Below are 22,409 nucleotides of genomic sequence, written 5' to 3' on the forward strand. Positions count from 1 at the left end.
CTCGGGCGAAACTCCCCTTCAGGTGACAAATGACCAAACTGACCTTCATCGCCCATGACGGCACACATTTCGACGTGGATGCCGAAAACGGTTCGACGGTCATGGAAAACGCCATCCGCAACGCCGTGCCGGGCATCGAGGCGGAGTGCGGCGGCGCCTGCGCCTGTGCGACCTGCCATGTCTATGTCGACGAGGCATGGACGGCTGAAGTCGGCGAGCCCGAGGCGATGGAAGAAGACATGCTGGACTTCGCCTATGAGGTCCAGCCGAACTCGCGCCTGTCGTGCCAGATCAAGGTGCGCGACGCTCTCGACGGCCTGATCGTGCGGGTTCCCGAACGTCAGGGCTGAAATCCAACATCGGCGATTTTTCCCGCTGACGCTTGGCAGCGGGCCAACGGTCATGCAGTCTCGCCAGGACTTTCGCAGCGAGGCGCATCATGACCGGCATCATCAGCACAGACGTCCTCATTGTCGGGGCAGGGCCGGTCGGCCTGTTCGCGGTATTCGAGCTCGGCCTGTTGGACCTGAAGTGCCATCTGATCGACATTCTCGACAAGCCCGGCGGCCAATGCGCGGAACTCTATCCGGAAAAGCCGATCTACGACATTCCCGGCTGGCCCTCGATCTCGGCGCAAGGGCTCGTTGACAAGCTGCTCGAGCAGGTTGCGCCGTTCAAGCCCGACTTCACCTACAACCGCATGGTCTCCAGCCTCGAAAAGTTGGACGACGGCGGCTTTTGCGTGACCACCGACGAGAACGAGGTGTTCGAGGCCAAGGTGGTGGTGATTGCCGCCGGCGGCGGCTCATTCCAGCCGAAGCGCCCGCCAATTCCCGGCATCGAAGCCTTTGAGGGCACGAGCGTCTTCTATTCGGTCCGCCGGATGGAGGATTTTCGCGGCCATGACCTGGTCATCGTGGGCGGCGGCGATTCGGCGCTTGACTGGACGCTGAACCTGCAGCCGGTGGCAAAGAGCGTGACGCTCGTTCATCGGCGGCCAGAGTTTCGCGCGGCGCCCGACAGCGTCAACAAGATGTACGCCATGCAGGAGATGAAGCAGCTGGAATTCAGGGTCGGCCAGGTGGCCGGACTTACCGGGGCCGAAGGCCAGCTGGCATCGGCCACGATCAAGGGCGGTCCGGATGGCGACATCGAGGTGCCTTGTACCCGCATGCTGCCGTTCTTCGGACTGACCATGAAGCTCGGCCCGATCGCGGAATGGGGGCTCGATCTCCACGAGAACCTGATCCCGGTCGACACCGAGAAGTTCCAAACATCGGTGCCCGGCATTTTCGCGGTGGGCGATATCAACTCGTATCCGGGCAAGCTGAAGCTGATCCTGTCGGGTTTCCACGAGGTGGCGCTGATGGCGCAGGCCGCCAAGCGCGTCATCAGCCCTGGCGAACGCATCGTATTCCAGTACACGACTTCGTCGACCAGCCTGCAGAAGAAGCTCGGCGTCTCGGGCTAATTATTCCGACAGGATCGGCGCCGGATCGTCGACGTGGCCTCGAAGTTCTTTCTCGGGCATCAGGGTCAGCGCGATGAGGCCCAGTCCCAGAGTGCCGGCCGCGACGAGGAAGATCATCGCGAAGGGTTCGGCCGATACGACATGTCCGGCCACCTCAACGCCTTCACCGGCCAGCGGCAATCCGAAGCCCAGAGCGACGGCGCCGAGCATCGCGACCCCCAATGCACTGCCCAGCGAACGCAGAAAGGTAAGCACCCCAGTCGCTACGCCGAGATGCATTCGGTCGACGGCGTTCTGCACGGATACGGTGGTTACCGGAAACGTCGTACCGGTTCCCAGCCCGATACAGATGGTCAGGACTTCGACGACAAGCAGCGATGAATGGCCGGCGACAAAGGCCAGCAGGCCCATGCAAAGGATGGCGAAGATGACGCCGACCATGGCGATGCGCTTGTAGTGGGTGAAGCGCGGTATCAGGCGGCCGCTGGACGCGGCGCCGCCCACGGTTCCAAGCAGTAGCCCAAGCATTGCAATGCCCGACTCGCTCGCCGTCAGGCCAAGTATCGATTGCAGATAGACAGGCAGATAGACGGCAAGGCCGACGCTGGCGGCCTGGAGCAGGAACATCGACAGAGTGCCGGCCAGGACGATCGGGTTGCTTAATACCTCAAGCGAAATGAGCGGTTCGCCCGCCCGCGTCAGCCGCAGGGCAAAGGCGCCCCAGAAAAGCGCGGAGCACGCCAGGACGCCAATGACTTCCGGCGATAACCAGGGATAGGCGCTGCCGCCCCAGTTCAGCGCCAGCAGCAACAGCGCCGTGGCGACGATGAGCAGCAATGCGCCGAGACCATCGATGCTGTGATTCTTGGCCGCGATCGGCAGCTTCTTGAGCGGCTTGTTGATGATCGCCATCGCAACAAAGCCCAGCGGGATGTTGATCCAGAAGATGAGGGACCAGTGCAGATGTTCAGCAAAAGTGCCGCCCAGCAGCGGCCCGGCGACGCTGGCAACGGCCCAGGTGCCGGAGAACCACGCCGCATAGCGCGCGCGCTCGCGCGGCGGGACAAGGTCTCCGACCACGGTCTGCGTCAGCGCGAAGAGGCCGCCGCCACCAGCCCCCTGGATCGCGCGCCCCAGGATAAGAACGAACATGTTGGGGGCCAGTGCGCTGACCAGCGATCCGGCGAGAAAGATGAGGATTGCCGCATAGACGGTCGGTCGCCGTCCATGGACGTCGGAAATCTTGCCGTAGAGCGGTGCCACGGCGGTTGCGGTCAAGAGGTAACCAGTGACGATCCATGGCAGGTATTCGGCATGGCCGAGCGAGCGCCCGATGGTCGGCATGGCGGGCGCGACGATGGTCTGGTCAAGGGCTGCCAGCAGCATCGACAGGAGGACGCCGCCGATGATAGCGTTCTTTTCGCTTTCGGTCAGCGGCGCGTTCGCCGCCGCGATGACCTGCTTGTCGACAGCCTGGTCCATAATTCTCGTCCATGCGCTTTGCGCTGCCGCATCGGGTCTGTCTGGTGCATCCGCGGTGCGATCGATCGTGATGCTCGTGCTTCCAGCTTGTGCGCGTAGCAACCCTGGATATGTCGTTCCGTATAGGCCTATTTCGACTAGTGCTCGAAAAAAATCGAAACTGGCACTACGCTTCCGCCCGGTTGGCTTGCATCCAGACCAACGGAAGCGGTGAGGAGATTCAGGTCGGCGGCGGCAATTGGCCACTTCCGATGCGTTCCATCCGGTAGCGCATCAGCCGCAGGATGCGGCTTTCGAAATTGGCGCCTTCGACAAGGTCAAACCGCAGCTGATCCTGATCGTGTCTGGCAAGCTCAACTGCCGTGATCTTGGCGGCCTTGGCCTTTGCCGCATCGCAATCCTTCTGCGGATAGCTTGCCTTCAACGCGTCTTCGAGTGCACGGCCGTGGTTCTTGGCGATCTCGACATGGCGGTCTTCATGGCGCTTGATGTCGGCCGACAATGTATCCCAGAACAGCCGCACGTCGGCATCGGCTTTGCGCGGCCGGCGCCATTCGGGGAGGATCACCTTGACCTTGACGGTCACGACCGCGTCGGCGATCCGGCAGGAGCCGGACTGGCTAGCGTAGCTGATGCGTGTCGTGAAGGCCATCTGGGTGGCGCCAGGGTGGCGCGATCCCGTGCTTTTGACCTGCGGCCCGTGTTTGGCGAGTTGCTGCTCGATATCCTCCAGCGTTCTGCCGCCGATGGCGAAATAGCTGTATGTCTTCACCAGATTGGCCGCATCCGCCGGAACGGCGGCGGTAAGCAGCAGTGCGCAGAGCAGGGATCGTGTCATCATGTTGCCTCTTCTGTCACCTTGCTTTACGGCCTTTGCCGACGCAACGGAACTGATCCGATGCGGATCACACATCGTTGATGACCTCTTGGTTGATGAGCCCATGGTTGATGCGCAATGACGGCGGGGCGATGGCAGCTGGCGCATGGGCGCCATCTCGGGCTTGGCGGCAAGGCCGTGGTGGTCGGCATCCTCAATGTCACGCCCGACAGCTTCTCCGATGGCGGCCTGTTTGATGCTCCCGAAACCGCGCTGGTCCAGGCGCGCCGCATGATCGGGGAAGGCGCCGCAATCATCGATGTCGGCGGAGAATCCACTCGGCCGGGCGCCGCCGCGATCTCGGCCACCGAGGAGCAGGCCCGTATCCTGCCGGTGATCGAGGCGCTGGCACGTGCGGGCGACGTGCTGATCTCGGTGGACACCTATCGTGCGGAGACAGCGCGGCTCGCCGTGGCCGCCGGCGCGCACATCGTCAATGATGTCTGGGGTCTGCAGCGCGAGCCCGACATTGCGCGAGTGGCGGCCGAAACCGGCGCCGGGCTCGTCATCATGCATACCGGCCGGGATCGCGAGAAGCTTCCCGACGTGATCGCGGACCAGCTGGCGTTCCTGGGGAAATCGCTGGAGATCGGGCGCGGGCAAGGTGTCGCCGACGACCAGATCGTGCTCGACCCCGGCTTTGGTTTCGCCAAGGAGACGGCTGAGGAAAACCTCGACCTGATGGCACGGTTTTCCGAGCTTGATGCACTCGGCTTCCCACTGATGGCCGGTACGTCGCGAAAGCGCTTCATCGGCACCGTCACCGGTCGCGATGCAGCCGACCGGGCAGCCGGGACGGCGGCGACCAGCGTCATTCTCCGGCTCAAGGGCGCGCATCTGTTTCGCGTCCATGATGTCGCAATCAACGTGGACGCGCTGGCCGTGGCGGATGCTATGCTGGCGCGGGAAACCGGATCGGAACGCTGAGCCATGTATGTCATCCGCATGAAGAATTGCGCCTTCTTTGCCCGGCACGGCGTGCTGGACGAGGAAGAAGCGCTCGGTCAGCGCTTCTATGTCGATGCCTCGCTCACCGTCGAGCCCGGACGCGCGCTCGTCGATGACGCCATCGGGGAAACCGTCAATTACGGCGTCGCCTTCACCGTCATTGAGGAAATCATCACTGGACACAGGCGTTTCCTGATCGAGGCCTTGGCCCTGGAAGTCGCAAAGGCTCTCGCCGGGCGCTTTCCCCAGATCCGCAAAGCCGAGGTTACCGTTCGGAAGCCGAATGCCCCGGTGCCTGGCGTGCTCGATTACGTCGAGGTGACCGTTGTCTGGCCCGAGTAACACCGTCTATCTGAGCCTCGGCGGCAATCTCGGTGATCCGGCCAAGTCGATGGGGGCCGCGTTGCGCCTGCTCGACGCCGATACCGACACTGACGTGGCCGCCGTTTCTTCGCTCTACCGGACGCCGCCCTGGGGCAAGCTCGACCAGCCGGACTTCCTCAACGCGGCCGCCGAATTGTCGACACGGCTGTCGCCGCGGACATTGCTCGACCTCTGCCTCGATGCCGAGCGAAAGCTCAAACGTGTGCGCGAGGAGAGGTGGGGGCCGCGCCTCATCGACATCGACATCCTGGTGTTCGGCGACCGCATCATCCATGAAACGGGCCTCGAAGTGCCGCATCCGCGCATGCTGGAGCGCGCCTTCGTGCTGGCGCCGCTGGCCGAGATCGCGCCAGACCTTACCGTAGACGGCAAACGCGTTGTCGATCGCCTGGGCGCGGTCGATGCGGCCGGCATCGAGCGGCTGCCGTCCGGCCGCGACTGGTGGCTGCGCTAGCTAGACCGGCGGTATCAGCCGGAGAAACCACCGTCATCCAGGAACGCTTTTTCCTCAGCAGTCGTCTCGCGGCCGAGCATTCTGTTGCGGTGCGGGAAACGGCCGAAGCGCTGGATGATGTCGCGATGTTCCAGCGCGTATTTCAGATTGAACTCGGCCCTGGCGGTGTGAAGTTCGACGGACAGTTCCTGGTCGGCAAGGTTTTCCGAATGTTCGAACGGCAAATAGAGGAACACTCGGACCTCCGGTTCCAGCACGATATCATGGCCGGCAGCGACCGCCTTTTGCGCAAAATGCTTCGCCAACGGGTCGGTGGCATACATATGGCCGGTGCCGCGAAAGCAATTGCGCGGAAACTGATCGAGCAGGATCATCAGCGCCAGCGAGCCTTCGGCATATCCTGACCAGTCGTCGTATTCACGGCGCGCGGCGGCGTAATGGAGGTCGAGGAAGCCGTCGCGGAAATCGGCATCGAAAGCGTTGTTCTTCTCGAACCACGCATCCTCGCCGGCGTCGCGCCAGAATTTGGTGACCGACAGGGCTCTGCTGTCCAGTTCCATTGCCTGATTCCCCAATTCAATTCGCCGGTTCGGATTTATGCAGGACGCCGGCCGTTTCCTCGTTGAGCGCCTGACCGGGACGGCGGGGCGTGGAAAGCGGGGCCGGGATCGGCGTGCCGATATTGCCTTTCAGGAAACGCTGTCCCGAGCGGATGCCTTCGGCGAGCTGGGTCTCGAACCGGGCCGTGTCGCGGCGCCTGACGTCCTCGATCGTTTCGGCGACGTCTTCGGGATCGACGCCCAGCGCCTCGAGGGTCGAGCCACCAAAGACGAGCGCCGATTCGAAGGTTTCGCGCAGCTGATAGTCGACGCCGGCGCGAATGAGTTGCAGTGCCGTGCCGCGGTCGAACGCACGTGCCAGCACCGTAAGCAAGGGAAACTCCGCCTTGACGAGTTCGGCGATCCGGGTGGCGGCGTCGGGCTTGTCGACACAGATGAGCACGGCCCGCGCGCGGCCGGCCCCGGCCGCGTGCAGGATGTCCAGCCGCGTGCCGTCGCCATAATAGACCTTGAAGCCGAAATCGGCGGCCGCCTGGATCATCTCGACATCGTTGTCGATGATCGAGACGTCGATGCCGCGCAAGAGCAGGGGTTGGCTCGCGATCTGGCCGAAGCGGCCGAAGCCGATGACCAGCACGCTGCCGGTCAGGCCGTCGGCGACTTCGACGCCATCCAGCGACTGCTCGTCGCGCGGCGTGAAATAGCGCAAGGCAATGATCGCCAGCGGCGTCAGCACCATGGAGATGATGACGATCGCCGTCAGCGTCGCGTTTGCCTGGCCATCGATGATACCCACGGCGGCGGCCGCGGAATAGAGCACGAAAGCGAATTCACCGCCTTGCGCCATGAAGATCGCGCGTTCCAGCGCCTCGCGGTGGCCTGATTTCAGAATGCGGGCGACGATGTAGATGCCGAAAGCCTTCATCATCATGTAGGCGACGACATAGGTGGCGATCAGCTTCCAGTTCGCGGCCACCACATGCAGATCGAGCGACATGCCGACCGCAAGGAAGAACAGGCCGAGCAGGATGCCGCGGAACGGCTCGATGTCGGCTTCGAGTTGATGGCGGAAGGTCGATTCCGAGAGCAGCACGCCGGCCAGGAACGCGCCCATCGCCATCGACAGGCCGCTGAGCTGCATGGCGAGCGCCGACCCGAGTACGACCAGAAGAGCCGCGGCCGTCATCACTTCGCGCGCACGGGCATCCGCCAGGATGCGGAAGAAGGGGTTGAGCAGATAGCGTCCCGCCACCACCAGTCCCACGATCGCGGCGAGGCCGATGCCGACCTCGGTCAGCCGCTCCGACAGGCTGGTATCGGCACCGCCGGGCGCCAGGAAAGCGATCAGGGCGAGCAGAGGCACGATCGCCAGATCCTCCAGCAGCAGGATGGAAACGATGCGTTGGCCCTTGGGCGAGGCGATTTCGCCGCGTTCCTCAAGAAGCTGCATGACAATGGCCGTCGAGGTCAGCACGAAACCGGCGCCGGCGACGAAGGATTGCGCGATCGGAAACCCTCCGGCCATGCCGACACCGGTCAGCAGCACGGCGCATACCCCGACTTGAAGCGCGCCAAGCCCAAAGATCTCGCGGCGCAGGCCCCAGAGCCGCGACGGCTGCATTTCCAGGCCGATGATGAACAGGAACATGACGACGCCGAGTTCGGCGACGTGGAGGATGGCTCCCGATTCAGAAAAGACACCGATGCCGAATGGGCCGATCACCACGCCGGCGGCCAGGTAACCGAGAATCGAACCGAGACCCATGCGCTTGAAGATCGGGACGGCCACCACACCCGCCGCCAGCAGCGCCACCACCTGAATGAGATCGCTGCCTGATGCTTCCGCTGCCATGCCTCTTGTCCCTGTGTCCGACATCACTCCTTGCATGCAGTTGGAGGGGGAGGCAAGGGCGGGGAGCCTGCCAGGACGGGTAGATGCCGTTGAAGCGATTCCCCTGGTGGAACAACGGTCTCCGCTTGCCTGTCGGACGACTGGTATCTACATAAGCCAGATGCTTGACTATTCGTCCCGGCCGAGTCCCCCGCCTCACATCCCGATGGATGCGCTCAGCGAAGTTCTACAGGACTTTCGCTTGAGTGGCGTCAATTATGGTCGCTGCGAGCTCCGACATCCTTGGAGCATAGAATTTCCGCAACAATCGCTGCTTCGTTTTCACTTTGTTGGTCAGGGTCCATGCTGGATTTATACCGAAGCGCAAGGCTGGCAGGAGTTGCGCGATGGCGATCTGGTGCTGCTGCCGCAAGGTATCGCCCATCGGCTGGCGAGTGCGCCGGACGTCGTGGGCGACTCGCTCGAGCGTTGCCAGGTGACCAAGTTGGGGGGCAACGTCTGCGAAGTGGTGCGGGAAGGCACAGGCGCGACAAGCACCCTTTTCTGCGGCTCCATGGCCTTGAGTGCCTGTGCGCTAAACCCGCTAATTACGTTGATGCCGCCCATCATCAGGGGTTGCGACGTGGCCGGCAATGACGCGATCGTTGGTCCTTTGCTGGCGGCTATGACCGCGGAAGCCGCGCAACCGCAGATGGGCAGCGCCACCATCTTGTCTCGTATGGCGGACTTGCTGACAGCCCGGCTCATTCGCTGCTGGGTCAATTGCACGGGGGCTTCGACCACCGGATGGCTCGCGGCCATCCGCGACCCCCATATTGGCCGCGCTCTGGCAGCCATGCACAGAGACCCCGGCCATAACTGGACGCTCGAAAGCCTCGCCGGCCTGGCAGGCCAATCTCGCTCGATTTTCGCGAAGCGCTTCAGTGCCGTATTGGGAGAAGGCGCGGCACGCTATCTCGCCCGTCTGCGCATGCAGCTTGCCCGCGATTTGTTGGGGCAAAACGGCTTGTCGGTGGCCGAGGTTGCTACCCGCTTGGGCTATGATTCCGAGGCATCCTTCGCTCGCGCCTTCAAGCGCATCACTAATGTCTCGCCGGGCGTTGTGCGTCGCACAATTCCCGGACGAATAGACATGAATTTCGGATTTTGAGATACATATCATCCGAAAAGACTTGTTTATGAAGATCTCCAAACTTTGGAGATCCTTCCGTGACTGACACAACATTACAGCTTGAAGACGCGGCGATAGACGCCGCGCCGACCACGTGGAGCGCAACCACATGGTTCGCGGTCCTTTCGTTGGCGGCCACCAGCTTTGCGTTGGTGTCCGCCGAATTCCTCCCGGCAGGTCTGTTGACGCCGATGGCGCGCGATCTCGGCATCAGCGAGGGGACGGCTGGGCAGGTGGTCACCGCCACCGCTTCCGTCGGCGCCTTGACGGCCATGTTGAGCAATGTCCTCATCGGCCGATTGAACCGCAAGACGGTGCTTGTCGGCCTCATGGCCTTGGCGGTCGGTTCCAACATTCTTGCGGCGCTGGCGCCCAATTTCTGGCTGTTATTGTTGGGCCGGGCCGGGCTGGGGATCGCTCTCAGCGCTTTCTGGGCCCTTTCGGTAGCCGTCGTGGCGAGGCTGGTTGGCGCCAATGCGACGGGGCGGGGCATGGCTATCGTCACCCTCGGCGTCTCGCTCGCAACAATCGCCGCACCGTCGATGGGCGCGTTGATCAGCGACTGGCTGGGTTGGCGCAGCGCCATGGCCATGACGGCGGGGTTGGCCTTGCTTGCCATGCTGCTGCAGTTACTCAGCCTGCCGACCTTGCCTGCAACGGCAAGCAATAGTCTTGCAGACGTCCTTCGGCTGACACGGCGACGTGGCATTCAACTCGGTATGCTTGCTATCCTTTTGCTGATGACGGGGCATTTTGCCGGCTCGGTCTATGTACGTCCGTTTCTCGAACACGTGACGCTCCTTGCGACCGGGCCAATTGCCCTGGCGTTGCTCGGATTTGGCATCGCGGCTGTGATCGGCAATATTGCCGGTGGCCGCATGGCCGACGCCAATATCCACGTGGCTCTCGTGGTTACGGCCGCATTGATGGCGTTCGCGGCGCTGGCATTGGTGCTTTGGGGCGTGCACATCGGCGTTGCCTTTGGCTTCGCCACGCTATGGGGCTTCGCCTTCGGCATGGCGCCGGTGGTGCTGCCGACAAATCTGTCTCGCGCGGCGCCGGACGCGCTGGAAGCAGCGGGCAGCCTGATGGTCGCGTCCTTTCAGGTCGCCATCACCATCGGCGCGGTTGTCGGCGGTTATGTTGTGGATACTTATGGCCCGACAGCGCCTTTGACTGCGACTGCCATCCTTGCCGCATCGACGGCCGTCTTGGCACTGCTACAACCGCGCAGCTGAACTTTGCCGCCACCGACACAGTAGCCTGAATCCGGTCGTTGGCAATGTTGCAGGCGCGTTACACAAGTTGACGTCGGTAACGCGTTGCTTGTTGCCGCAGTCGAAGGCTAAGCACGCTCGGCTTCGGCCATTGGGGGTGCGCGGCGATCATGTCCCACCCTTTTGAGGAGATGACTGACATGAAGAAGTTTTTGCTCGTTGCCGTCGGGCTGGCGGTGCTTGCCGGTTCCGCCTGTTCGAAGGCGCCGGAATGCACGACCGAGATGGCGACCAAGAAGGCGCAGGATATGGCCGCCGCGCTGCAGGAGGCGATCACCAAGGATCCCTCCAAGGCGGCTGACCTGACCGCCAAGGTCCAGGCGGTGACGACCAAATATCAGGGCTCTACGACCCTGGCCGACGCCTGCAAGGCGTATGACGAGGTGACCGCCGCGATCAAGGGCTGACGCCCGACTGTTTCAAAGGAGGCGGTGGCGATGGGCTGCCGCCTCTTTGGTTTTTTTGGGGTGTATTCGAGCAATTCCAGGAAAGTGTGAAGCGATTTTCGTCGCTCAGTTCGGCGAGATGGAGCCGACTTCGACGGCATCGACCCGCTTAAGACTCATGCCGATGACCGGCACCAACTGGTCCTGAACGCGCACGGCGATCGTCACCGTCATCGAATTGTCGTCGGGAATGCGTGCCTGCATGACGCCGCGCAGTTGGTTGCGGTTGATGGTGAAGACGACCTTGCGGGCGTCGACGACATTGCCGCCGATGATATCGAGGCCGGCACCGGCCGCGCCACCCATGAAGGAACCCTTGTAGTCGCGGCCCTTGCGCTCGATCTTGGCCGACATCGGCTGGGTGAACATGCCGACCCGGCAATCGCCGTCAAGCGTCATGCCCATCTTGCCGTCGGGGGTGGCGCCGGTGAAGCTGCAGTTGAATTTCGTGCCCTTGTACTTGCCGGCGACGATCTCGCCGGGGCCAATCCACTTGCCTTCGGCCGACTGGAAAAACTGCTTGTCCGGCTCTCCGGCGCAGGCCCCGGAGGCAATACCGGCGACCGCTGTGATCGCCGCCGCCAGGGGCAGGATGCTGGACAGAATTACGCTTTTCATCGACGACACCCGGCAACAACGAGACTGTTTGAAACCGGTTTGACCATGAAGAAGATTGGTTAATGCTTCGTCACCGGGAGCCTTCGAAACCGCAATCCGAGCACCGTCCCAAAGAGCTGGACGCTATTTGGCGGAGCCGGCTGTTTCGGCGTCTTTCTTGGTCGCGAACGATGTCAGGGCGGCGAGAAAATCGCCCAGTCCCGGGCGCTTGGCGGCGCTGAAGGGCAGGGGGCGCGCCGTCTCCATCGCCGCGATGCCGATGCGCGCCGTCATCATGCCGTTGACGACGCCCTCGCCGAGCTTTGCCGAGAGGCGCGCCGCCAGGCCGTGGCCGACGATCTGTTGGACAAAGCTGTCGCCGATGGCAATCGAGCCGGTGACCGCCAGATGCGCCAGCACACTGCGCGCCAGATGGAAGAAACCCAGCGTTCCGGGCCGTCCGCCATAGAGTTCCGACAGCCGGCGGATGAGGCGCCCGGCCTCGAAGACGACATAGGCGACATCGACGAGCGCGCGCGGGCTCACCGCCGTCACCAATGAGACCCGCTTGGCGGCCTCGAGAATCATCACCTTGGCCCTGACATCGAGGGGACCGAGGATTTCCGCTTCCGCCAGGCGCACCAGATTGGCGCCGTCGATGATCTCGCCGCGCAATTCGGCCAGCGCGCGCCGGCCAGCCGCGGTCTCGGGTTTGGCCGCGACAAAGGCCGACAGTTCATCGACCACCGCGCGTGCCGCCTTCGGATCGTCACGCGCGATGGCATTGAGCGCGCGCTTCTGCAGCTTTTCGACCTCGGCGAGGCGGGCGATCGCCAGGAATTCGCGGATCAGGATCACCAGAAGCGCCAGCAGCGCAATCGCCGCCATGCCGGCGGCCAGCCAGCCCAGCCATTCGGCGCGGGCAAAGAGATCGTGTATCAACTGGTCGGTCCACAGGCCGACAGCCAGCGAAACCAGCACGCCGAAGGCGCCGAAAAAGATGCTGCCGAGAACCGAGCGCCTTCTGGGGGCGACCGCCGGCGGTGGCTCGGCGGCAACAATGTCCGGTTCGTCGAAAACGTCGACCTCCGCCGGGATGACCAGCGCCACATCGGCCTTCATCGGGCGCGGTTTGCGCGGCGGTTCGGCCTGGCGCGCTTGCGGCGCGTCTTGTTTCGGCGCGGCTTCCGGCTCGATACGGAATGCCGCCGGTTTGCGGGGCGCGGTCATGCCAGATGGTCTCCGATCAGGAACTGCAAGGCGCGGTCGAGCCTGATATGCGGCAGCGACAGCGTGACACCTTCGGCAGTGCGTTCGAGTTTCGGCGGACGGAACCGGACGAAGCGGATTGCCGGGTCCGTGGGGTCCTGCCTGTGGTCCGACCCCGAAAGGTCGAAAACAGCATCAATGTTTTCCGGTAAATCACCAGGAAATATAGCTGTTTCCGTCTTTCCATCGAATGTTTCGCCATTGATCTTCTCGCCGGCGATCGGCGTGCCGATGATAACAGGCAATGTCTCGCGGCCCTGCTTTACGGTACCCTCGCGGGTTGCGCGCACCGCCGCCATGGCGACCACGTCGACATCGGCGCCGGTGAAATTCGCCCGCGCCACGGCGCGGTCAGCCAGGCGCCGCACGATGGCCTGCAGCCGCTCATGACTTTCGTGGTGCAGATGATCGGCCTTGGTCGCAGCGACCAGGATGCGGTCGATACGCCGGGAGAAAAGGTCGGTGAGGAAGCTGCCCCGGCCAGGACGGAAACAGCTCAGGATCTCGGTGACGGCGCGCTCCAGGTCGGCCATGGCACCAGGCCCGGCGTTCAGCGCCTGCATGGCGTCGATGAGCACGATCTGGCGGTCCAGACGCGTGATATGCTCGCGGAAGAACGGTTTGACGACATGCGTCTTGTAGGCCTCGTAGCGCCGTTCCATCATGGCGTGCAGCGAGCCGTTGCGCGCGCGCCTGTCTCCGAGGCCTGCCAGCGGCGCGAAGGTCAGTGCGGGAGAGCCTTCGAGGTCGCCGGGCATCAGGAAACGTCCGGGCGGCAGGGTCGAAAGCGCCCGCTCGTCGAGCTTGCATGCCTTGAGATAGGCGGCGAAGCTATCAGCCAGCCGGCGTGCCGTCATTTCGTCGGCGTCGGCATTCGGTTCGATTTTCGCCGAGATCGCTCGCCAGGGCCGCGAAAGGTCCTCGCGCACTGGCAGCGTGGCCATTTCGAGGGCTTCGCGCGAAAAATCGGCGAAGGATTTGCCGAGCAGCGGCAGGTCGAGCAGCCATTCGCCGGGGTAATCGACAATGTCGACCGACAGTTTGCCTGACGAAAACATGCGGTTCCAGCCGGAGGCCGATTCATATTCGATCGTCAGCCGCAGTTCCGAAATGGCGCGGGTCGAGTCCGGCCAGACGCGATCGTTGACCAGAGCGGCGATGTGGTCCTCGTACTGAAAACGCGGCACGGCATCGTCGGGCTGCTGTTCGAGGAAGGCGCGCGCGATCCGCCCCGATTTTTGCGCCTCGAAGAGCGGCAGGCGTCCGCCGTGGATCAGATTGTGGACGAAGGCCGAGATGAAGACGGTCTTGCCCGCGCGGGAGAGACCCGTGACACCCAGACGCAGCGATGGAGAAAAAAGTCCGGTGGCACGTCCCGACAAAGTGTCGAGGGCAATTCTTGCCTCGTCGGTGAAGGTGGTCAGCGATGATGCCAAAATGTGCTCTCTCGGACTTGCGTCCGTCCGATATAGGCGCTGGAACCAGGCTTTGAAATGGTGCTGGAAATCGGCATCAGAGATCGGCAGGTGTCAGGAACGCTTCGAGATAACCCGTTCCCTGGGCCGCTTTCGCCAGATTGCCGGGGAAACGGACGACGGCGAGACCCGAGGTCGGAAAGCCATGATTGAGCATTGCCCGCTCCGTCTCGCCACCATCGCCCGAAACCGCCATGGCGAGATCCTCAGTCATCGGGTTGTGGCCTATGACCAGCAATGATCCGGGTCCGCCATGATCCCGGACGAGCCGGAGATAGCCGGCCGCGTCTTCGCTGTAGAGCGTGTCGAAAAACAGCACCTTGCCTGTGTCGGTCTGGCCGGCCAGTCCCTCGAGCGTTTCCCTGGCGCGTTTGGCGTTGGAACACAGCGTCAGGTCCGGAACATAGGAGCGGGATCGCATCGCGGTCCCCATCTTTTCGGCATCGGCGCGGCCGGATGCGTCGAGTGGACGATCGAAATCACGCATGCCTGGCAAGGCCCAGCCGGCCTTGGCGTGTCGCAACAGATAAAGCCTGCTCACACAACCTCCAATGACGCCCGAAAAGCCGAAGTCCTGCCGCGATTAGCCACGAGAAAAGCTTCGCGCACAATGGTGCGCGTTCTTCGGCACGGCGAATCACTTGCAGGGCGATCGGCGAGCATCGTCGTACTTTCGCCATCAAAACAGATTTATCCCGCTCCGGCGAAGGCCGGAGACACACTTTAACAATTGCGTGAGTCGGCGGTTGATTGCGCTTGTGCAGGCGTCTGGCGGCGAATATATAAGCGCCAAATTTGGGGCTGTTGGGTGAGTCGAATGAACGACATCGTTACCGCCGATTACGTACCCTCCGAAGACGAGCCGTTCATGAACGAACGGCAGAAATCCTACTTCCGCTCGAAGCTCGTCACCTGGAAAAATGACATCTTGCGCGAAGCGCGCGAAACACTCGAAATCCTGCAGCAGGAAAACGCCAACCATCCCGACCTCGCCGACCGCGCCTCTTCGGAAACCGACCGCGCCATCGAGCTCAGGGCCCGTGACCGTCAGCGAAAGCTCATCTCAAAGATCGATTCGGCGCTGCAGCGCATCGACGAAGGCACTTATGGCTATTGCGAGGAGACCGGTGAGCCGATCGCGTTGAAGCGGCTCGACGCGCGCCCGATCGCTACCTTGTCGATCGAAGCGCAGGAGCGGCATGAGCGCCGTGAAAAAGTCTATCGCGACGACTGATAGATCGCCTCTGCATTGATTGCCAAATGGCCGGTTCTCCGGCCATTTTTGTTCGACGTCGGCGCGCGCTTGAACGTCGACTGGTTCAACTCACTGGCAGGCGGCCCGGGCGCAAATCATCTCTTCTGGCTCGAGAGTTCGCCCAAAAGCCTGGTCATTTCATCGTCGAGCGACGGCGGCGCCTTGGCTGCCGGTTTGTCGGCCGGCCCGCCGGACTGGGGCTGGTCTAGCGAAACTTCGAGTTCCTTCATCAGCGTGTCGTCGATGCTGTCCTGCCTCGGCGGCGGCGGTGGCGCGTGCCTGACGGCATTGGCGTTGGCGGAGCCATAGGCAGGCAGCGGCGTGACATTGGTCGACTGATAGGGTTGCGCCGCTGGTTTCGGTGTGGGAGCCGGGGCCGGTGGCGGCGCTGCCGGGCGCTGGCGGGCGGGTCCTGCCACCGGCTGTGGAGCGGGTGCTTGTCTGGGAGGCGCGGGAGCGGGCTGCGGCGGCCGCGGCTTCGCGGCCGCCGGGACAGGCTGCAGGCCGCCATCTCCGGTCAACGCAGGACGACGCGGCGCGGCGAGGCGGATGTCGCGTTCGACAACAACGTCGGTCGGGCCGCCAATCAGGAGCAAATGTTCGATGTCGTCGCGTCGCACCAGCACCAGTCGGCGATGGCTGTCGACGGCGGTGGCGTCCATGACAGCGAGCCGCGTCTTGCGGTTGCGGCCCCCCGCGACAAACGTGCCGAAGGTCAGGTTGCGCACGAGCCTGACGATGATGAGAACGATGACCAGCAGGATCAGCGCCGCGAAGGTCCACAGGAGTGCCGCCGCATAACCGGGACCCGCTACGCTATCCAGCCACTGCATTGGTTCCCCCTGATCGGTTTTGGAAGTGACGCGACACTAGACCGTTGCGACTGGCCACCGCAAGTTGCCTTTCACTCATCGTGAACAGCTTGAAACACAGGGAAGGCCGGCCGACATCATTTTTATCTGACATTTGCCGCCCGGGCCTTTTCCGGACTAGGAGAATGTGATTCAACCGGCTAAAGCGCGTCGCGCTGAAGCAGATTCATGCGACGCGCTTTAGGTCCTTGTTTTTCATGCATGTCGTTTTCGCGAAACCGAAGTCGCTTTTGGGCGACATGCATTAGGGGCGGGTGTCGGAAACTCGGATTTCACGAGCAGGGGGCATATGGCCAAGGAAGCGCGCGGCGATTTCTATCCGGTACCGATCGTCGACCAGAATACGCGACCGGGCGCGGTCACCCGGCTTATCATCTTCATCGTCGTTCTGACGGGAGCGGCAATCGTCTTCGGCCTTTTCCGGGAGCGCCTCGGCGATCCCTTCCTGCTCGGCATGCTCGGCGTGCTGGCGATGATCGGCGTCGGCTTCCTGTTCGCGACCGCGATCGGCTTCGTGCAGATCACACCGCGCTCGACGGGCGACGAACTGTCCAAGGCTTTCGTCGACTCGATGTCACAGGGCCTGCTGGTCACGGACACCAAAGGCCGCGTCGTCTACGCCAATCGGGCCTATGCCGATATGACCGGGGCCTCCTCGGCCGCAGACCTGAAGACGGTCGAAGGATTGCTCTCCGATATCCCCGAAGCCTCGGTGACCATCTACCGGCTGGCGTCCGGCCTGCGTGACGGGCAGCCGGGCGACGGCGAGTTCCGGCTCGCGCAATCGATCCGGCCCGGCGCTGAACCGGGCGCCCGCTGGTATCGGGCACGCGCCCGCACGTTCAGCGTCCCGGGCCAGCGGCTGCCGATGCTGGCCTGGCAGCTCGCCGATATTTCGCAGGAGCGGGCCGAGCAGGAGCGTTTCTTCCTCGATCTGCAGAAGGCCATCGATCACCTCGACCACGCACCGGCCGGTTTCTTTTCGGCCGACCAGGACGGCCGCGTCACCTATATCAACGCCACGCTCGCCGGATGGCTGGGCATCGACCTTGCCAGCTTCACGCCCGGCGCCGTCACCTTGCCAGATATCGTTGCCGGCGACGGCATGGCGCTGGTGCGCTCCGTCAAGGCGGATCCCGGCACGACGCGCAATGCGGTCATCGATCTCGACTTGACGACGATGACCGGCGAGGCGCTGCCGGTACGCTTCATGCATCGCGTTTCGGCCAGCCGGGAGGGCGTCGGCGGCCCAACACGCACCATCGTGCTCAACCGCACGCAAGGCGAGGATGCCTCGGCCGATCTGCGCGCTTCGGAAGTGCGCTTCACCCGCTTCTTCAATTCGACACCGATGGCGATCGCCGGTGTCGATGCCAGCGGGCGCATCCTGCGCACCAATGCACCTTTTCTTTCGCTGTTTTCCTCGGTCGTGGACCGCGATGCCGTGGATCGCCGCGTGCGGCTCGACACCGTGATCCATGACCGCGATCGGCCGGCCTTTGCAGCCGCGTTCGAGAAAGCCCGGCAGCGGCAGGCCGACATCGAACCGATCGACACCGTGCTGCCCGGCAATGAAGAGCGGCACATCCGTTTCTACGTCAACGCCGTCGCCGACGGCACCGGCGGCGAAGGAGCCGAGGAATCGGCCATCGTCTACGCCGTCGAGACGACCGAGCAGAAGGCGCTCGAAGGGCAGATGGCGCAAAGCCAGAAGATGCAGGCCGTCGGCCAGCTCGCCGGTGGCATCGCACACGACTTCAACAATGTGCTGACCGCCATCATCATGGCATCGGATCTGCTGTTGACCAATCACCGGCCGTCGGATCCGTCCTTCCCAGACATCATGAACATCAAGCAGAACGCCAATCGCGCGGCCTCCCTGGTGAGACAGTTGCTGGCCTTCTCGCGCAAGCAGACGCTGCGGCCGGAAGTGCTGAACCTCACCGACGTACTCGCCGATCTCAGGATGCTGCTTGCCCGGCTGGTCGGCAACGACATCAAGCTCAAGGTCGACCACGGCCGCGACCTGTGGCCGGTCAAGGTCGATATCGGCCAGTTCGAGCAAGTGGTGGTTAACCTGGCGGTCAACGCGCGCGACGCGATGCCGACCGGCGGCGATCTCACGGTGCGCACCCGCAACGTGACCGCCGAGGAGTGCAAGAACTTTGCCTATCGCGAACTCACCGCGGCCGACTATGTGGTGGTCGAAGTCGAGGATACCGGCAGCGGCATCGCGCCCGACGTGCTGAAGAAGATCTTCGAGCCGTTCTTCACCACCAAGGAGGTCGGCAAGGGCACGGGCCTTGGCCTGTCCATGGTTTACGGCATCATCAAGCAGACCGGCGGCTTCATTTTCTGTGATTCCGAACTCGGCAAGGGGTCGACTTTCCGCATCTTCCTGCCACGTCACATCGCTGAAGCGAAAAACGCAGCTGAACCCGGCGAAGCGCCGGCCACGGCGCCGGCCAAACCGGTCGACAATGCCAAGGACCTGTCCGGGTCGGCCACGGTGCTGCTGGTCGAGGACGAGGACGCGGTTCGCATGGGTGGCATGCGGGCACTGACCTCGCGCGGCTACACCGTTCACGAGGCGTCCTCGGGCGTCGAGGCGCTGGAAGTGTTCGAAGCGCTCGGCGGCAAGGTCGATATCGTCGTTTCCGACGTGGTGATGCCGGAAATGGACGGGCCGACGCTGCTCGGTGAATTGCGCAAACGCCAGCCGGACATCAAGTTCGTCTTCGTCTCCGGCTATGCCGAGGACGCATTCGCCAGGAACCTGCCGGCGGAGGCGCATTTCGGCTTCCTGCCAAAGCCGTTCTCGCTCAAGCAACTGGCCACGATCGTGAAGGATGTGCTTGAATCCTAGTGGTTCGGACCTGACGGAAGAGTGCCTGTCGCGGGCCGGACCGGTATTCGCCGGAGGGAATATCCAACAAGCCTCAAGCGCGGCGCCTTCAAAAGCATCGTCGATCTCCAAACCGCCATCAACCGCTACGTGGTGTCGAGGCCATTCTTCTGAACTCGGGACCCGCGAAATCATTGCAGCGGTCAGACGTGGGCACCAAGTGTTAGATTCTATCCACTAGGTATTTCTGATGCCGCGCCCTTGCACAACGCCGTAACAACGCCATGATTATTGACAATATGGCAGGCGGGCTTGGGGGAGCAGCTGTTGACGCCACACATCGAGGCAGACAAGGGCGACTACGCCGACACGGTTTTGTTGCCGGGCGACCCGCAGCGCGCGGAGTGGATGGCGCAGACTTTCCTGGACGCGCCGCGCTGCGTCAATCGTCGACGCGGCGCTCTTGGTTTTACCGGCCTGTTTCGCGGCAAGCCCGTTAGCATTCAGGCGACGGGTATCGGTGTTTCGTCGTTCCTGATCTATGCGCATGAATTGCTTGACTATTATGGTGCCCGAACACTGATCCGTACCGGCACCTGCGGTACCCTGAGCGCCGAGGCAAAGCTGCGCAGCCTTGTAATCTCGCAATCGGCACGGCCTGAAGACACCGAAAGCGGTAGGGTCTTTGGTCTTTACGAAGCTGATGTCGGCCCGGATCCGGCGCTGCTCGCTTGCGCATTGGCTAAGGCAACCGAACTCGGCATCGACCACCACGCCGGCCTGACAGCCTGCACCGACATATTCTACCATCCTGAAGCGCCCGCCCGCTATGCCGATGCAAAGGCGCTCGGAGCGCTGGCCGTAGACATGGAAACCAGCGCGCTCTATCGCATCTCGGCGCATTTCGGCGCGAGGGCATTGTCGCTGCTGACCGTCGTCGACAATCTTATCACAGGCGAACAGGCCGACTATTCCGAACGCCAGGAGCTTTTCACCGACATGAGCCGCCTGGCGCTCGAAATTGCCACGCAAGGGCGCTAGGCGGCCTCGCGCTTCAGCACCTCCTCCATGGATGGCCGGTGGCCGCGAAGACGTGCAGACCGCTGGTGCCCCCAATGGCGGCGAGGGCCTATTGTGTGCCTCCCCGGGTGCAGGTCGAGGCGGTGAAGGCGCCATCGGGCTGCTTCATGATGATGTCGAAGGAGGGCGGGCTCTGGCCGTCGAGCGTTGCCTGGGTCATCGAGAGCGCGTTGCCGCCAGTGGTGTAGCCGCCCAGCGGGCCCAGCCACGAGATCACACCGTTTGCGTCCATCTGGTAATTGTAAGCCTGTTTGGCGGTACCGAAAGTGACGGGCCCCGTGTAGACATTTCCCTTGATGGTGATGTCGCCGAGATTGAGGAACAGGCCGAGCAGGTAGACTTCGCAGTGATAGGTGCCATCGGGCATCTTGCCGTCGCTGAAGTCGGCCCGCGCCGCTGCGGTTGCCGCCGCCAGAGACAATATGCCGATGAATATGCGTGAGATGCCTGATGTCATGATGCCGTCCGCTTGAACGACAAGCTTGCCCTATTTTTGCGCCGCGCCGCAACATTTGTTGCCCACGACGCGTGTGATACGGCCAAAATGTAGGCATTTGGGGAAAATGGGCTAAAATTAGGCAAACGCGCTCTACACTGCGCAATTTTCCCTCAGTCAATTTTCAACCGGTTCTCTTCTATCTGTTCATGCTAATATAACAACCCTCTGATAATCTTGTGATATTTCCCTATTTTCGGCATACCTTCAGCGGTTGGCATGGGGGTTGCATTGCATTGTCGCGGTGCAATCAACCAGCTTGGGAGTCTTCCGTAATGAGGGGTAATTTCTCGACAATAGCAAAAATGTTCTCGGCGAGCGTGGTTGCCGCCGGTCTGATGGCCGCTCCGGCCAGGGCTGCCGACGACACGATCAAGGTCGGCATTCTCCATTCGCTGTCGGGCACGATGGCGATCTCGGAAACGACGCTGAAGGACGCCATGCTGATGCTCATCGACGAGCAGAACGCCAAGGGCGGCCTGCTCGGCAAGAAGCTCGAAGCTGTCGTGGTCGATCCGGCATCCAACTGGCCCCTGTTCGCCGAAAAGGCGCGCGAGCTCATCTCGAAGGACAAGGTCGCGGCGGTGTTTGGCTGCTGGACCTCGGTGTCGCGCAAATCGGTGCTGCCAGTATTCTCGGAACTGGACAATATCCTGTTCTATCCCGTCCAGTATGAGGGCGAGGAGAGCGAACGCAACGTGTTCTACACGGGTGCCGCGCCGAACCAGCAGGCGATTCCAGCTGTCGACTACCTGATGAGCGAGGATGGCGGCTCGGTGAAGCGCTGGGTGCTCGAAGGAACCGACTACGTCTATCCACGCACCACCAACAAGATCCTCGAAGCCTACCTGAAGTCGAAGGGCGTCGCTGCCGAAGACATCATGGTCAACTATACGCCGTTCGGCTTCGCCGACTGGCAGACCGAGGTTTCGGCGATCAAGAAGTTCGGCTCGGCCGGTAAGAAGACGGCCGTTGTCTCGACCGTCAATGGCGACGCCAACGTGCCATTCTACAAGGAACTCGGTAACCAGGGCATCAAGGCCGAGGACATCCCGGTCATGGCCTTCTCGGTCGGCGAGGAAGAGCTGGCCGGTCTCGACACCGCACCCCTGGTCGGCCATCTTGCCGCCTGGAACTACTTCGAGAGCATCGATACGCCCGAGAACAAGAAGTTCATCGCCGACTGGCACAAGTTCATCAAGAACGACAAGCGCACCACCAACGATCCGATGGAAGCCCATTATATCGGCTTCAACATGTGGGTGAAGGCGGTCGAGAAGGCCGGCACCACCGATCCGGACAAGGTGATCGACGCCATGGTCGGCGTTTCGGTGCCCAACCTGACCGGTGGCTATGCGACGATGATGCCGAACCACCACATCACCAAGCCGGTGCTGATCGGCGAAATCCAGGCCGACGGCCAGTTCGAAACGGTTTCGCGCACACCGGGCCTGGTGATGGGCGACGAATGGTCGGACTATCTGCCGGACTCCAAGGAGCTGATCTCCGATTGGCGCAAGCCTCTGTCCTGCGGCAACTTCAACGTTGCCACGGGCAAGTGCGGCGGCAAGGGCACAAACTGATCCTCCCAGGTCTGC

General features: G+C 62.7%; 22 protein-coding genes. 12 read left to right on the top strand and 10 right to left on the bottom strand.

The window, feature by feature from the left end; all coding sequences use genetic code 11:
* The first annotated feature begins 29 nt into the window (after window positions 1–29).
* Together FJ492_RS16110 and FJ492_RS16115 are read left to right on the top strand one after the other, a co-directional pair.
* Window positions 30–350, top strand: coding sequence for a 2Fe-2S iron-sulfur cluster-binding protein (locus tag FJ492_RS16110; protein WP_027144910.1), 321 nt, complete (start codon window positions 30–32; stop codon window positions 348–350).
* Between the two features lie 89 nt (window positions 351–439).
* Window positions 440–1,471: an NAD(P)/FAD-dependent oxidoreductase gene (locus FJ492_RS16115; RefSeq protein ID WP_140770864.1), complete on the top strand. Its 1,032-nt coding sequence runs from the start codon at window positions 440–442 to the stop codon at window positions 1,469–1,471.
* Here FJ492_RS16115 and FJ492_RS16120 read toward each other — a convergent pair whose 3' ends face one another.
* Together FJ492_RS16120 and FJ492_RS16125 are read right to left on the bottom strand one after the other, a co-directional pair.
* A complete protein-coding gene (locus FJ492_RS16120; RefSeq protein ID WP_140750130.1) occupies window positions 1,472–2,953 on the bottom strand; it encodes an MDR family MFS transporter in 1,482 nt (493 codons plus the stop codon).
* Window positions 2,954–3,173: 220 nt separating this feature from the next.
* On the bottom strand, window positions 3,174–3,794 hold the full coding sequence (locus FJ492_RS16125; RefSeq protein WP_181165999.1) for a DUF922 domain-containing protein: 621 nt from the start codon (window positions 3,792–3,794) through the stop codon (window positions 3,174–3,176).
* Window positions 3,795–3,908: 114 nt separating this feature from the next.
* Between FJ492_RS16125 and folP the strand changes: the two genes are divergently transcribed.
* Genes folP through folK form a run of 3 tightly spaced genes read left to right on the top strand, consistent with a single transcriptional unit; the run spans window position 3,909 to window position 5,616 of the window.
* Window positions 3,909–4,757 (top strand): dihydropteroate synthase, encoded by an 849-nt coding sequence (gene folP, locus FJ492_RS16130; RefSeq protein ID WP_140770866.1) that lies wholly within the window; start codon window positions 3,909–3,911, stop codon window positions 4,755–4,757.
* Window positions 4,758–4,760: 3 nt separating this feature from the next.
* The gene (gene folB, locus FJ492_RS16135) at window positions 4,761–5,120 is read left to right on the top strand and encodes a dihydroneopterin aldolase (RefSeq protein WP_140503673.1); all 360 of its coding nucleotides are present in this window, start codon (window positions 4,761–4,763) and stop codon (window positions 5,118–5,120) included.
* Window positions 5,104–5,616 (top strand): 2-amino-4-hydroxy-6-hydroxymethyldihydropteridine diphosphokinase, encoded by a 513-nt coding sequence (folK, locus tag FJ492_RS16140; protein WP_140503675.1) that lies wholly within the window; start codon window positions 5,104–5,106, stop codon window positions 5,614–5,616. The genes folB and folK overlap by 17 nt, the downstream gene beginning before the upstream one ends.
* Before the next feature lie 14 nt (window positions 5,617–5,630).
* On the opposite strand, the gene FJ492_RS16145 is transcribed toward folK, so the two are convergent.
* The gene (locus tag FJ492_RS16145; protein WP_140503677.1) at window positions 5,631–6,176 is read right to left on the bottom strand and encodes a DUF924 family protein; all 546 of its coding nucleotides are present in this window, start codon (window positions 6,174–6,176) and stop codon (window positions 5,631–5,633) included.
* 16 nt (window positions 6,177–6,192) lie between these two features.
* Complete coding sequence (locus FJ492_RS16150; protein WP_140770868.1) at window positions 6,193–8,028, bottom strand: monovalent cation:proton antiporter-2 (CPA2) family protein; 1,836 nt, start codon at window positions 8,026–8,028, stop codon at window positions 6,193–6,195.
* Window positions 8,029–8,188: 160 nt separating this feature from the next.
* Between FJ492_RS16150 and FJ492_RS16155 the strand changes: the two genes are divergently transcribed.
* The 3 genes from FJ492_RS16155 to FJ492_RS16165 all read left to right on the top strand — a co-directional run bounded on the left by FJ492_RS16155 (window position 8,189) and on the right by FJ492_RS16165 (window position 10,883).
* Window positions 8,189–9,178, top strand: a complete 990-nt coding sequence (locus tag FJ492_RS16155; protein ID WP_140503681.1) for an AraC family transcriptional regulator — start codon at window positions 8,189–8,191, stop codon at window positions 9,176–9,178.
* Between the two features lie 59 nt (window positions 9,179–9,237).
* A complete protein-coding gene (locus tag FJ492_RS16160; protein WP_140503683.1) occupies window positions 9,238–10,437 on the top strand; it encodes an MFS transporter in 1,200 nt (399 codons plus the stop codon).
* Window positions 10,438–10,616: 179 nt separating this feature from the next.
* Complete coding sequence (locus FJ492_RS16165) at window positions 10,617–10,883, top strand: hypothetical protein (protein ID WP_140503685.1); 267 nt, start codon at window positions 10,617–10,619, stop codon at window positions 10,881–10,883.
* A gap of 105 nt (window positions 10,884–10,988) precedes the next feature.
* On the opposite strand, the gene FJ492_RS16170 is transcribed toward FJ492_RS16165, so the two are convergent.
* The 4 genes from FJ492_RS16170 to FJ492_RS16185 all read right to left on the bottom strand — a co-directional run bounded on the left by FJ492_RS16170 (window position 10,989) and on the right by FJ492_RS16185 (window position 14,804).
* Window positions 10,989–11,540 (bottom strand): hypothetical protein, encoded by a 552-nt coding sequence (locus tag FJ492_RS16170; RefSeq protein ID WP_140770870.1) that lies wholly within the window; start codon window positions 11,538–11,540, stop codon window positions 10,989–10,991.
* Window positions 11,541–11,663: 123 nt separating this feature from the next.
* Window positions 11,664–12,749 carry a TIGR01620 family protein gene (locus FJ492_RS16175; RefSeq protein WP_140503689.1) on the bottom strand — a complete coding sequence of 362 codons (1,086 nt, stop codon included), beginning with the start codon at window positions 12,747–12,749 and terminating at the stop codon, window positions 11,664–11,666.
* Window positions 12,746–14,224, bottom strand: coding sequence for a YcjX family protein (locus FJ492_RS16180; RefSeq protein ID WP_140770872.1), 1,479 nt, complete (start codon window positions 14,222–14,224; stop codon window positions 12,746–12,748). Before FJ492_RS16180 ends, FJ492_RS16175 begins: the two co-directional genes overlap by 4 nt.
* A gap of 76 nt (window positions 14,225–14,300) precedes the next feature.
* Window positions 14,301–14,804 carry a histidine phosphatase family protein gene (locus FJ492_RS16185; RefSeq protein ID WP_140770874.1) on the bottom strand — a complete coding sequence of 168 codons (504 nt, stop codon included), beginning with the start codon at window positions 14,802–14,804 and terminating at the stop codon, window positions 14,301–14,303.
* A 276-nt stretch (window positions 14,805–15,080) separates the two neighbouring features.
* On the opposite strand from FJ492_RS16185, the gene dksA reads away from it, so the two are divergent.
* Window positions 15,081–15,497 (top strand): RNA polymerase-binding protein DksA, encoded by a 417-nt coding sequence (gene dksA / locus FJ492_RS16190; RefSeq protein ID WP_027144926.1) that lies wholly within the window; start codon window positions 15,081–15,083, stop codon window positions 15,495–15,497.
* Between the two features lie 116 nt (window positions 15,498–15,613).
* Here the strand turns inward: dksA and FJ492_RS16195 are convergent, their stop codons facing one another.
* Complete coding sequence (locus FJ492_RS16195) at window positions 15,614–16,351, bottom strand: flagellar biosynthetic protein FliO (protein WP_140770876.1); 738 nt, start codon at window positions 16,349–16,351, stop codon at window positions 15,614–15,616.
* Window positions 16,352–16,679: 328 nt separating this feature from the next.
* On the opposite strand from FJ492_RS16195, the gene FJ492_RS16200 reads away from it, so the two are divergent.
* Window positions 16,680–19,256: an ATP-binding protein gene (locus FJ492_RS16200; protein ID WP_140503694.1), complete on the top strand. Its 2,577-nt coding sequence runs from the start codon at window positions 16,680–16,682 to the stop codon at window positions 19,254–19,256.
* Window positions 19,257–19,562: 306 nt separating this feature from the next.
* On the top strand, window positions 19,563–20,276 hold the full coding sequence (locus FJ492_RS16205) for a DeoD-type purine-nucleoside phosphorylase (RefSeq protein ID WP_140770878.1): 714 nt from the start codon (window positions 19,563–19,565) through the stop codon (window positions 20,274–20,276).
* Between the two features lie 88 nt (window positions 20,277–20,364).
* On the opposite strand, the gene FJ492_RS16210 is transcribed toward FJ492_RS16205, so the two are convergent.
* Window positions 20,365–20,772 (bottom strand): hypothetical protein, encoded by a 408-nt coding sequence (locus FJ492_RS16210; protein WP_140770880.1) that lies wholly within the window; start codon window positions 20,770–20,772, stop codon window positions 20,365–20,367.
* 344 nt (window positions 20,773–21,116) lie between these two features.
* Between FJ492_RS16210 and urtA the strand changes: the two genes are divergently transcribed.
* Complete coding sequence (gene urtA / locus FJ492_RS16215) at window positions 21,117–22,394, top strand: urea ABC transporter substrate-binding protein (RefSeq protein ID WP_246676039.1); 1,278 nt, start codon at window positions 21,117–21,119, stop codon at window positions 22,392–22,394.
* Window positions 22,395–22,409 lie beyond the last annotated feature (15 nt).

Origin of the sequence: Mesorhizobium sp. B2-5-4 (genome assembly GCF_006441095.1) — a bacterium.
In the GTDB taxonomy this organism is placed as follows: domain Bacteria; phylum Pseudomonadota; class Alphaproteobacteria; order Rhizobiales; family Rhizobiaceae; genus Mesorhizobium; species Mesorhizobium salmacidum.